The following is an 11,111-nucleotide window of genomic DNA, read 5'->3' on the forward strand; positions in this document are numbered from 1 at the left end:
CAAAGCTGCGTACGTGCTATTGGAAATTGTTATGCTGAAACTGCGGATGGCTCCGGTAGGTAGGGTCCGGCTTTGAAGCATTACGGTGTGATACCGGTATCAAAAAAAGCCGATATAGAGAGGATGATGGAAGCAGGTCTGCAATCAGGCGCCGTCGGCTTTCCGATGGCCAATCCCGCCAGATGGCGGGATAGCGCAGGCGCGCGGCAAGGGATGCGCGCCGGGAAGCAGCCTCCATCCTTCGGAAAAATGCGGACGCGCCGTCCTGACGCGCCGTCCACGCGCGAGGTATAGGCGATGTCCGACGGTTCTTTTTCCCTTCACGGCCGCAAGGCCCTGATCGTGGGTTGCGACAGCGGCATCGGGCTGGCCTGCGCCCGGTCCATCGCCGCGGCTGGCGCAAGTCTCGTCATGTCCGGGCTTGATCAGGCAAAGGGCGAAGCGCTGGCCTCGGAAATTGCGGCATCCACCGGGCAGGCGGTCCATTATGTCGCCGTGGACGTGCGGGATGAGGGCAGCGTCGCCGCGCTGGTCGCCACAGCGGAGACGGTGATGGGCGGGATCGACATCGCCATGAACAATGCGGGGATTCCGGGACCGGCGAGCGCCATTCAGGACCTGAACGCCAGCGATTTCGACAATCTGTTCGCGATCAATGTGCGCGGCGCGTGGCTGGGCATGAAATATCAGATACCCGTGATGCTCAGAGGGGGGCAGGGCGGCTCCATCATCAACCTGGCGTCCACGGCCGCGCTTTCGGGGCTTGCCTTTGTCGGCGCTTATTCGGCCAGCAAGCATGCCGTGGCGGGCCTTACCAAATCCGCTGCGATCGAACTCGCCCCGCACAACATCCGCGTCAATGCAATCGCCCCAGGCCCGGTCCAGACACCCTTGCTGGACACGATGCGCGCGCGGCGGAAGCAGGCGGCCGACATACCGCCGTCAACCGTGCCGATGGGCCGGGCGGCCCAGCCCGAGGAAATGGCGGGCGCGGTCGTATGGCTGGCGTCTCAGGCGTCCTCCTATGTCACCGGGGCGATCATTTCGATCGATGGAGGCGTGATTGCGGCGTGATCGACAGGCACGCGGCGGGGATCGCCGGCCGGGCGGCAAGATAATGGCGCGCCATGACATGGCGGGTCGAACAGACAAGGCAATGACGCCGGAGGAAAAGAGATGAGCGGTGGTGCTCCAAGCGACCCGGCGGCGGCCAGTTCAAGCGCGGAAGTGGCTGTCGGCGCGGCGCTGGACAGCATCACATCGGCGCGCCTGAAGATTGTGCCGCCGCTGTTGCTGGGCTTCATCATGCTGTTCGATTCCTGGGACAGCATCGCCATCGCCTATGTCATGCCGTCGCTGGCCAAGGAATGGAATCTGGCCCCGGTTGCCGCAGGCAGCCTGATTTCGGCAGGATATGCCGGGCAATTTGTAGGCGCGATCTTCCTTGGCTCGCTGGCCGAACGCTTCGGGCGCATGCCGGTGTTTCTGGCGGCCGTTATATGGATGGGGCTGCTGGCCATTCTTTGCGCCATCGCACCCAGCTACAACTCGCTCTTTGTCCTGCGCGTCGTGCAGGGCGTGGCGATTGGCGGCGCGTTGCCGGTGTCGATCACCTATATCAACGAGATCGCTCCTTCCGCGACGCGCGGCCGCTATTTCGGCATATTCCAGTTCATCACCATGGCGGGCTATGCCGCCGCATCCTTCTCCAGCATGTTCATCATCCCGAATTTCGGATGGCGCTGGCTGTTCGCCATAGGCGCAGCGCCATTGCTGTTCCTGCCGGTGGTGGTGATGCTCCTGCCGGAATCGCCGCGCTGGCTGGCGCGGAGCGGCCGCGCGGAGGATACGGCCAAGGCGCTCCGCAAGTTCGGACATGCTGCGGCCGATCCGGCGGAGTTCCATGTGCAGGGGCCAGCGGTCAAGCGCCCGCCCCAACTGCCCGCGACCACACTGTTCGCGCCGGAGTTCCGCCGGCGCACGACCATCGTCATGCTCCTGTGGTTCTTCACCTCCTTCGCCAGCTTCGGGCTGACGACCTGGCTGCCGTCCATCTATGTGTCGGTCTTTCACATCCCGGTCGCCACGGCGCTGCGCTATTCGGCGACGGCAAGCATGCTGTTCCTGATCCTGGCACCGACGATTGCGCTGGTCCTTGATGTGGTCGGCCGCCGTCCGCTGGGCATTGGCGGATCGCTGATCGCCGCCATCGCCCTGCTGACGCTGGGCTTCACCTTGCCCAAGGATGCAACGATCCTAGTGCCTCTGGTGATCGCGGGTCAGCTTTCGATCTTCACAGGGTCGATCGTGCTGTGGCCCTATACGGCTGAAACCTATCCCACCCATGTCCGCGCCATCGCGCTCGGCCTCAGCAGCTCGCTGGCGCGGGGTGCGTCCACGCTGACGCCGGTCGTGGTCGGCGCGATCCTGGGCAGTGGGGCATCGGTGGGCATCGTGTTCGGGATTTTCGGACTGTGCGCTGCGGGCGCGTTTATCCTCTGGGCCACCTCCACCCGTGAGACGGCCCGCATGCGGCTGGATGCGATCTGATGACAGCGTCCCTCCAGGACAAGCTGGATAGCGATGCGCGGGCCGTACTCGACCTGATCGAAGCGAGCGGCAGGCCGCCGCTCAATCAGTTGAGCGTTGCGCAGGCGCGTGAGGCGGTGTGCGCTTCGCTGGCGGTCCTGGGGAAAGCGCCGCCGCCTGTGCGGGAGCATGATTGCGATATCGCCGGGCCAGGCGGGAGCGTTCCCGTGCGTATCTACCGTCCTCTGGGAGAGGCCGGGGAAGCCGCCCTGCCAGCCCTGCTTTACATGCATGGCGGCGGCTGGATGCTGGGCGACTTCGCTTATGGGGCATGGTTTTGCGCATCCCTGGCGCAGTTGCTTGGGATCGCCGTCGTCTCGGTGGACTTCAGGCTGGCGCCGGAGCATCCCTATCCAGCGGGTCTGGACGATTGCATGGCGGTGCTTCGCCACCTTCACGGCCATGCGGATACGCTTGCTATCGAAGGCGGCCGCATTGCGATTGCAGGGGATTCGGCGGGCGGGAATCTGGCTGCGGTCTGTGCGCTTATGGCGCGCGATGAGGGCATCTCGTTAAAAGCGCAAATATTGATCTATCCGGTCACGGATTTGCTGGAAGAACAGGAATCCTACGCGCGTAACGCCGAAGGTTTCGGCCTGACCGCCGATGTGATGCGCTGGTTCAAAAGCGCCTACCGGAACGGAGCCGACGCGGCCGATTGGCGAGTCTCCCCGCTGCGCGCCGAAAGGATGGATGCCGTCGCGCCCGCGCTGGTCCTGACCTGCGGGTTCGATCCGCTTTATGCGGAAGGCAATGCCTATGCGGAGCGGCTGGCGCGGGCGGGGGTGCCGGTGCTGCACATACAGTATCGCGACCAGATCCACGGCTTCCTGATGTGGGCGGAGAAGGTCGGCGCCGCCGAGCAGGCGTTGGCGCAGATTGCAGGAGAATTGCGCCACAGGCTGTTCGCCTGAAGCGCTGGAGAGATGGTGATTATGGCTGATGATGTGATTTTCGATACCCACGCCCATCTGATCGCGGACGACTATACCGCTTATCCGGCTTCCCCGCTGCGCGGCACGACGCATGTGACGCAGATGACGTACAGCGCGACGGCCGAATGGCTGATCGATCAGATGGACGCGAATGGCGTGGGCAAGGCGTGCATTGTCCAGCGCGGTCACGTCTATGGCTATGACAACAGCTATATCATCGATTCCGGGAAGAAATATCCGGATCGCTTCGTGCCCGTGGTCATCCTGGATGCGCAGGACCCGGAAACGCCCGCCAAATATCGCGACATGGCGCTGAACCACGGCGTGCGCGGACTGCGCCTGGCCCAGACGCATTTCGAATTTTTCGACACGGCCTGGATGAATTCGCCGGAGGCGATGGAATGCTGGCGGACGGCGGCGGACCTGGGGACGCCGGTCGCAATCATCTTCTTTCGCCGGCATCTGTCCTGGGCGCTTCCGGCGCTGAAATTCATCGCGGAATATCTGCCGTCGCTGCCGATCATCGTCGATCATATCGGGACGCCGCACACCCTCTCCAATCCCGAAAAGGCGCGTTACGATGCGGCGGGGCTGGACAGCAGCATGCCGCCGCCGCCCGATTTCGGCATAGCCGAGACGATCGCCATGTTCGAGAAGCTGCCCAATGTCAGCTTCAAGTTCACCGAGATCAACATGGAGCGCCTTGCCGATCAGAAGGTCGAGCCGTCGCGGTTCATCCGGCGGCTGGCCGATGCGTTCGGCGCGGACCGGCTTATGTGGGGGTCCGATCTGGGGCAAAGCGAATGGCCCTATGCGGACAAGGCGCAGTTGGCGCGCCAGGCGGCCGCGGAACTGAATGCCGACGAACGCAGGGCCTTTCTCTACGGCACGGCGGACAGGCTCTATGCCCGATAATCAGCGCCGGATGAACAGCGCCGGATGAACAGGGCCAGATGAATAGAGGACGCGTATGACGGACATGCTGCAGGTCGATACCCACGCCCATATCTGGGGCGAGTCCATGCCCTTCTGGAGCAAGGCGTGGAAGCGGCCGGACTATGGCTACACCGTGGAAACCTATCTGGAGACGCTGGATGCGAGCGGGGTAGGCTTTGCCGTGATCGCCGCCGCCAGCCTGTTCGGCACCTATAATGATTATGTGATCCGCGCCCTGCGCGAGCATAAGCGGTTGCGCGGCACTGTGATCGTTGACCCTGACATCGGCATGTATGAGCTGGAAGCCATGCGCCGCGACGGGGTGGTGGGGATCAGGCTGCAACTGTTCCACACCGATCTGCCGGATTTCAGTGCGGACGGCTACACAAGGCTGTTTTATCGCCTGCGCGATCTGGACATGCATGTTCATGTCAATATCGAGCCGTTCCGGCTTGCTCCCGTGCTGGACGCATTGCGGCCGAGCGGCGTGAAGATCGTCATCGACCATTTCGGTTGGCCGGACCCGGAAAAGGGGTTGGAATGTCCCGGCTTCCTGGCGGCGGTGGCGGCCGGTCAGGATGGCGCGGCGTGGATCAAATTGTCGGGCGGTTTCCGGCGGCCGGACCAGAATATTCCGCGGATGTTTGCGCAGGCCTATGTCGAACGGCTGGGTGCGGAAAGGCTGTTCTGGGGCAGCGACGCGCCGTTCGTGGGGGCGGAAGGGACAGTGACACACAAGGAGACGCTGGACCAGCTATCCTATTGGCTGCCCGACCCGGAGATACGCGCCGCCATTCATCGCAACGCCTATGATTTCTATTTCGGCTGATCGGGCGCGGGCCGTTGGGACGGCAATTTGAAAACGCCGTTGGCGCGGGCGACATTGCCGTCCGGGCCGACCAGAACGCCGTCGCAAAAGGCCATGGATCGCGTCACCCGAAGCAGGCGAACCCGCGATTCCAGCCAGTCGCCGGGCTGAGCCGCGCGCATGAAGTCGATGGTGAGGGAAATGGTCGGCGCATGGGACACGCCGCAACCGGCCTGCACATTCTGGCCGAGCGAAACGTCAAGGATGGAGGACAGCCAGCCGCCATGCGCATAGCCGGAATAGCTGCAATTCTGCGGTCCGACGCGAAAGCCCAGGCGCATCGCTTCCATCGCGTCGGGCGTGAACGGATCGGCGATATAGAAGGGGCCGTTGAGCCGCTGGAACGGGTCGATGTCCGCCCCTTCCTTCACGCGCCAGCCGGCGGGGGCAGGGCCATTGGAATCCGCGCCTTTATCGGTGTCCGATTGGGGGAAAATGTCCAAGGAAATCCTCTATTATCGCTTGCTGCGGCATGATGATACCGGTAACTCAAACGCTACAGACAGGATGATGGAAAGGCAAATATAATGATGAAGGGCAAGGTGATCATCAGTTGTGCGCTGACGGGAAGCATGCACACGCCAACCATGTCGGCGTTCCTGCCCGTGGAGCCGGCCAAGATCGCGGAAGAAGGCATTGCGGCCTACAAGGCGGGCGCAGCGATCCTGCATCTGCATGCGCGCGACCCCGAAAATGGCCGCCCGACGCCTTCCGCTGACGTTTTCATGCAATTCCTGCCGCAGCTTCACGCGGAAACCGATGCCGTGATCAACATCAGCACCGGCGGCGGTCCCGGCATGACGCTGGAGGAAAGGCTGCGGGCGGCGGTTCAGGTCAGTCCTGAGCTATGTTCGCTCAACATGGGCTGCATGAACATCAACCTGTCCGAACTCGCGAGCCGGTACGACTTCAAATATGATTGGGAAAAGCCCTTCCTGGAGGCGACCGAGGACCTGATCGCCAAGAATACGTTCAAGGATATCGGGCATATCATCAGGACATTGGGACCGGGCGGGACCCGGTTCGAGATGGAATGTTATGAGATCGGCCACCTCCACAATATCGCCTTCTTCGCGGACAAGGGGCTGTTGAAGCCGCCTTTCCTGATCCAGTCAGTGCTTGGCGTCACCGGCGGCATGAGCGCGGATGCGGACAGCGTATATTTCATGCGCCAGACCGCCGACCGGTTGTTCGGCAAGGATTATATCTGGTCGCTGTTCGGCGCGGGGCGGCACCAGATGAATGTGTGCACGATGGGCGCGCTAATGGGATCGAGCGTGCGCGTCGGCCTGGAGGACAGCCTGTTCATCTCCAAGGGGCAGCTTGCGCAGAGCAATGCCGATCAGGTGCTGAAGATCCGGCGGATACTCGATGAGCTGGGCCTGGAAGTCGCCACGCCCGCCGAAGCGCGGCAGATGCTGGGACTGAAGGGGCGGGATAATATCAACCTTTGAAAGACGGACAGACGCAAAAAAGGGGCCGCGCCAATATATCGGCGCGGCCCCTTTTTTGTCGTTTCAGATTGTCTCCAGCTTGCGCCGGGCGGTTTCCTGCGTGGCGAAAATCCACAGGGACGCAGCGCCGAATGCAAAGGCGGCAAAGGCGCTGTAGACGAGGGCGATCGCCGCGCCGGTGTTGAGGATCACGCCGACGAACAAGGGCGTCAGCATGGACGCCGCCCGCGCCATGGAGCTGCAGACGCCCATGCCGACGGCGCGCAAATGGGTGGGATAGCTCTCCGCCGTATAGGGCCACTGGATGAAGGAGCTGAGCGAGCTGCCCAGCGTGCCGATCACGACCAGCGCGACGAGGACGGGCGTGTCGAAACGGAATAGGGCCAGCAGCACCAGCGCAGAACCAGCAGCCAGGCAGCCCGTGATGGCGTAAGGACGCCTGCCGAATTTGTCCATTGTTGCACCGATGAAGGGGGTCGCGATCAGGAACAGGATGGGCGTGAGCGCCGCGTAACGCAGGGCGTCGGCGAGCGGGATGTTATAGACCGTGACGAAGATGGACGGCGCCCAGGTCGTCAGTCCGAAATTGGTGAAAGCCACCGTGAACCAGATGCTCATCAGGATGATCGTCGACCGGCGCTGCCTTGCCGCGAACAGGGCGGAGATCGGAATGCGGGCAGGCTCCTGCGCCTGCGGCGCGGCGATATTCTGCGATTGTGCCGTGGCAAGCGCGACATCTTCAGGCGGAAGCTTCCCGCCCAGTTTGGCCAGCGCGCCCGGTACGCGCGCCGCCCGGCCAGTGCGAGCCAGCCAGCGCGGCGATTCCGGCAAGGTGAGCATGACGATGGGAAGCAGCAGCAGCGGGATGCCGCCCAGGCCGATCAGCCAGCGCCACCCCAATGTCGGTATGATGACCGTGCTGGATAGCGACGCCGCGGCGTATCCGCTCATGCACAGCCACTGGAATATCATGAAATAGCGGCCGCGGGTGAGCGTCGGCGCAAGTTCGTTGATATAGGTGATGGATACCGGAAGCGCCCCGCCGATCGCCAGTCCCTGAATGAAGCGTATCACGAGCAGCGCTTCCGGTCCCGGCGCGACGGTGCAGGCGAGGGCCAGGACAGCCATGACCACCACGGAGCTGATAAAGACAGGCATGCGGCCATAGCGTTCGGCCAGGGAGCCGAGCAGAACCGCCCCCATGAACTGACCGATATAGCCCGATGAGATCAACGCGCCCATCATCGCGGGATGCAGGCCCCATTCCTTTGACAGCGAGGGCATCACATAGGCGATGGCTATGCTGTCCCAGGAATCGAACAGCATGATCAGGCCCATGAGCAGGGGCGCCAATATGCTGACCCGGAAGGTGCGGAGAGTGTCGAGCGTGTCGCCCACCCGCAGTTCCAGCGGGCTTGCAGCCGCCCCATCATTTCGAGCGGTGACGCTGTCCATCTATGCGATCCTCTCCTTTTGGCCGGTAACGTCGCAGGGCGCGAAACCATGCTTCCGATCCGGCATGTCGGAATTTCTTAGCTGCCTGCATGCAGCGGCGCAATGATACCGGTCTCAAATTCTTTCGATTGTGCGACTGACGGAAGGAGAGGGGCGATCCATGGCATGGCGGCGACATCGCAACGGGTTGGCGGGGAAAGGTTGTTGGCGGCTGGTGCGAGGCATGGCAGCGGCCGGGCTTCCTTTAAACTCCCACGCTTTTCGGTCTGTTTTGCGGAGAGCGGAATTGCCCGATGGCGAAAGGCGCTTGCCAAAAACGCTGCCAGCACGGGCATTTCAGCAAACGATCTGGTTCTAGCTTATGTCAATTTGATATGATCTGCGCAGGTTCCAATCCCCCTTTGCATAGTGAATATAGCAACATCGCGGTCTGGAACGGCCCGATATGTGCGTAGCATCGCATATTGCATGTCGCGATGCTGAGATTGTCATTCCATATGAGAGACCAGATCCAAGGCCCGTTTGACAGTCGCTGCACTCTGAGTTACCGGTACCACAAAATCTGCCACTGTTGATGAAACGATTTGGCAGGAGAAAAGAATGAGGAGGGGTGAAATGAATTTGCAGGGTGCATTGCTAAGCCGCAGCTCGGCCTTCGCGCTGACATTGGCGGCTATCGTGGCGCAGTCGCCGGCTTTTGCTCAGGACGCGCCGGGGGCTTCGGCGCCCGCCGCCGTGCAGGCGTCGGCTGGCGCGGCCGATGAAGGGGGCGATATCGTCGTCACCGGTTCCCGCGTCGGCCGCAAGGGGTATGACGCGCCGACACCGGTCAATGTGGTGGGCGACGAGCGCCTCAAGCAGCTCGCCATCGACAATGTGGCGGATGCCCTGAACCAGATCCCGTCCTTCCGGCCGATCAATACGCCCGCGTCGACCTTTTTCCGCATTTCCGGCAATATCGGCGCGCGCACGCTCGATCTTCGCGGTCTTGGCGCGACACGCACCCTGACGCTGGTCGATGGCCGCCGCTTTGTCCCCAGCAGCGATGACGGCACGATCGACATCAATGGCGTACCGTCCATGATGGTCCAGCGGACCGAGGTGGTGACGGGCGGCGCATCCGCCGCCTATGGTGCGAACGCCGTGTCCGGTGTGGTCAACCTGATCCTCGATACCAAGCTCAACGGCATCAAGGGGAACGCCAGCTATGGGATCAGCCAGCGCGGCGACGCGACCAGCCTGTTCCTGGGCTTGGCGGGCGGCACCGATTTTGCGGGCGGGCGCGGTCATATCATCGCCGGCGTCGAATATGCGGAAGAAGGCGGCATCGGACCGTGCGAGGAGCGCGGATGGTGCAAGAAATATGTGAATTATGTCCCCAATCCGGGATATAACACCACCACCCGCAGGAGCACGAACGGCCTTCCCGCGACGCTGGTCCTCGACGGCACTTCCTTCGTCTACAATGAGAACAGCATTGTCGTCGGCGCGCGCAAGCCCAATGGGACGGGCGGAACGATCACCCTGGGCCAGCAGGTGCTGAATACCGGCGCGACGTCCCTGCCCAATGCGCTGCGCGGGAAGCAGTTCGATTCCGCGGGCAATCTGGTGCCCTATCAGTTCGGCAATTATCTGAGCGGCATTCTTCAGCAAGGCGCTGATCCGACGCAGCCCTATGCGCTCGGCCTCAGCCCGCTGCCGCTGATGGTGCCGACCAAGCATTTTTCCAGCATGGCGCATGCCGATTATGAGCTGACTGATGCGATCACGGCTTCGGTGGAATTCATGTATTCGAAGGTCGTCGGCGGTCCCACCGCGCGTTCGGCCCCGCTGGACGCCAATATCGCGATCAACATCAACAATCCCTATGTGTCGGATGCGACGCGCGCAGCGGTTCTGGCCGCGGACCCGGCGATTACGCACCTGATGATCAACTCATCGAGCTGGGCGCTTGGCAGCCTCGCCAAGGCCAAGAGCACGGTCAACACCTATCGCGGCGCTTTCGCGCTGAAGGGCGACCTGTTCGATACATGGGACTGGGACGCCTATTACACCTATGGGCGCGTGACGAGCCGGGTGAGCGACGACAATAACCGGCTGGTGGAATGGAATAACGCGCTGGATGTGGTGTCCGCTCCTGCCGGACTGGCCGGTATCGCGCCGGGCACGCCTATCTGCCGCACGACCGTGACCAATCCGACCAATGGCTGTATCCCGATCAACCTGTTCGGGTTCGGCAACATCAGCCAGGCCGCGATTGACCGGTACATCGTGCCCGAATGGCAGACCCGGAAGTTCGAGCAGCATGCCGCGGCCGTCAACCTGCGCGGATCGCCCTTCTCAACCTGGGCGGGCGAAGTGAAGATGGCGGTGGGCGCGGAATGGCGGCGCGACACGGCGGTCGGTGACGCCGACGCCAACACATTGGCGGGCCGCTTCATCGCCGCCAATGGTTCCGCCCTTCCGTTCACGAAAACCTCCGTGGTGGAGGGCTATGTCGAAGTGGCTGTTCCTTTGCTGAAGGACTCCGCGATCGGCCGGTCGCTCGACATCGACGGCGCTGTCCGGCAGACCCACTATAATCCCTTCGGGAACGCAACCACATGGAAGCTGGGCGCTGTCTATACGCCGGTTGAGGACATCACCTTCCGCGTAACGCGGTCGCGCGACATCCGTGCGCCTTCGGCCAGGGAATCCAGCCCCAATGCGACGACGATCCAGTTGCCGCTTCCCGATCCCTTTGTCGGCGGCACGTCCAGCCAGTTCGTCGTCACCGGCGGCAATCCCGGCCTGAATCTGGAAAAGGGCGACACGTTCACGGCGGGTGTCGTGTTCCGGCCGTCCTTCCTGCGCAACTTCAACATGTCGATCGAC

The 11,111-nt window shown here is 62.6% G+C and carries 9 protein-coding genes; 7 read left to right on the plus strand and 2 right to left on the minus strand.

All coding sequences use genetic code 11. The features are described 5' to 3' along the window. Positions 1-297: 297 nt before the first annotated feature. From BHQ40_RS17995 to BHQ40_RS18015, 5 genes are all read left to right on the plus strand, one after another. Positions 298-1,074, plus strand: coding sequence for an SDR family NAD(P)-dependent oxidoreductase (locus BHQ40_RS17995; RefSeq protein WP_070157132.1), 777 nt, complete (start codon positions 298-300; stop codon positions 1,072-1,074). Between the two features lie 102 nt (positions 1,075-1,176). Further along, on the plus strand, positions 1,177-2,550 hold the full coding sequence (locus BHQ40_RS18000; RefSeq protein WP_070157133.1) for an MFS transporter: 1,374 nt from the start codon (positions 1,177-1,179) through the stop codon (positions 2,548-2,550). Beyond that, complete coding sequence (locus tag BHQ40_RS18005) at positions 2,550-3,503, plus strand: alpha/beta hydrolase (RefSeq protein ID WP_070157134.1); 954 nt, start codon at positions 2,550-2,552, stop codon at positions 3,501-3,503. Before BHQ40_RS18000 ends, BHQ40_RS18005 begins: the two co-directional genes overlap by 1 nt. Before the next feature lie 21 nt (positions 3,504-3,524). After that, a complete protein-coding gene (locus BHQ40_RS18010; RefSeq protein WP_070157142.1) occupies positions 3,525-4,439 on the plus strand; it encodes an amidohydrolase family protein in 915 nt (304 codons plus the stop codon). A 55-nt stretch (positions 4,440-4,494) separates the two neighbouring features. After that, the gene (locus BHQ40_RS18015; protein ID WP_070157135.1) at positions 4,495-5,289 is read left to right on the plus strand and encodes an amidohydrolase family protein; all 795 of its coding nucleotides are present in this window, start codon (positions 4,495-4,497) and stop codon (positions 5,287-5,289) included. Here BHQ40_RS18015 and BHQ40_RS18020 read toward each other — a convergent pair. After that, positions 5,277-5,771, minus strand: a complete 495-nt coding sequence (locus BHQ40_RS18020; protein WP_070157136.1) for a PaaI family thioesterase — start codon at positions 5,769-5,771, stop codon at positions 5,277-5,279. The two genes, BHQ40_RS18015 and BHQ40_RS18020, sit on opposite strands and share 13 nt — an antisense overlap. A gap of 84 nt (positions 5,772-5,855) precedes the next feature. Here BHQ40_RS18020 and kce point away from each other — a divergent pair, with 84 nt between their 5' ends. Further along, positions 5,856-6,782 (plus strand): 3,5-dioxohexanoate:acetyl-CoA acetone transferase, encoded by a 927-nt coding sequence (kce, locus tag BHQ40_RS18025; protein WP_070157137.1) that lies wholly within the window; start codon positions 5,856-5,858, stop codon positions 6,780-6,782. Positions 6,783-6,845: 63 nt separating this feature from the next. Here kce and BHQ40_RS18030 read toward each other — a convergent pair whose 3' ends face one another. Beyond that, positions 6,846-8,237, minus strand: a complete 1,392-nt coding sequence (locus BHQ40_RS18030) for an MFS transporter (protein ID WP_070157138.1) — start codon at positions 8,235-8,237, stop codon at positions 6,846-6,848. A 615-nt stretch (positions 8,238-8,852) separates the two neighbouring features. On the opposite strand from BHQ40_RS18030, the gene BHQ40_RS18035 reads away from it, so the two are divergent. Next, the coding region (locus tag BHQ40_RS18035; RefSeq protein WP_070157139.1) for a TonB-dependent receptor at positions 8,853-11,111 on the plus strand (2,259 nt) is incomplete at its 3' end.

It is taken from the genome of Sphingobium phenoxybenzoativorans (assembly GCF_001757355.1).
GTDB lineage: Bacteria > Pseudomonadota > Alphaproteobacteria > Sphingomonadales > Sphingomonadaceae > Sphingobium > Sphingobium phenoxybenzoativorans.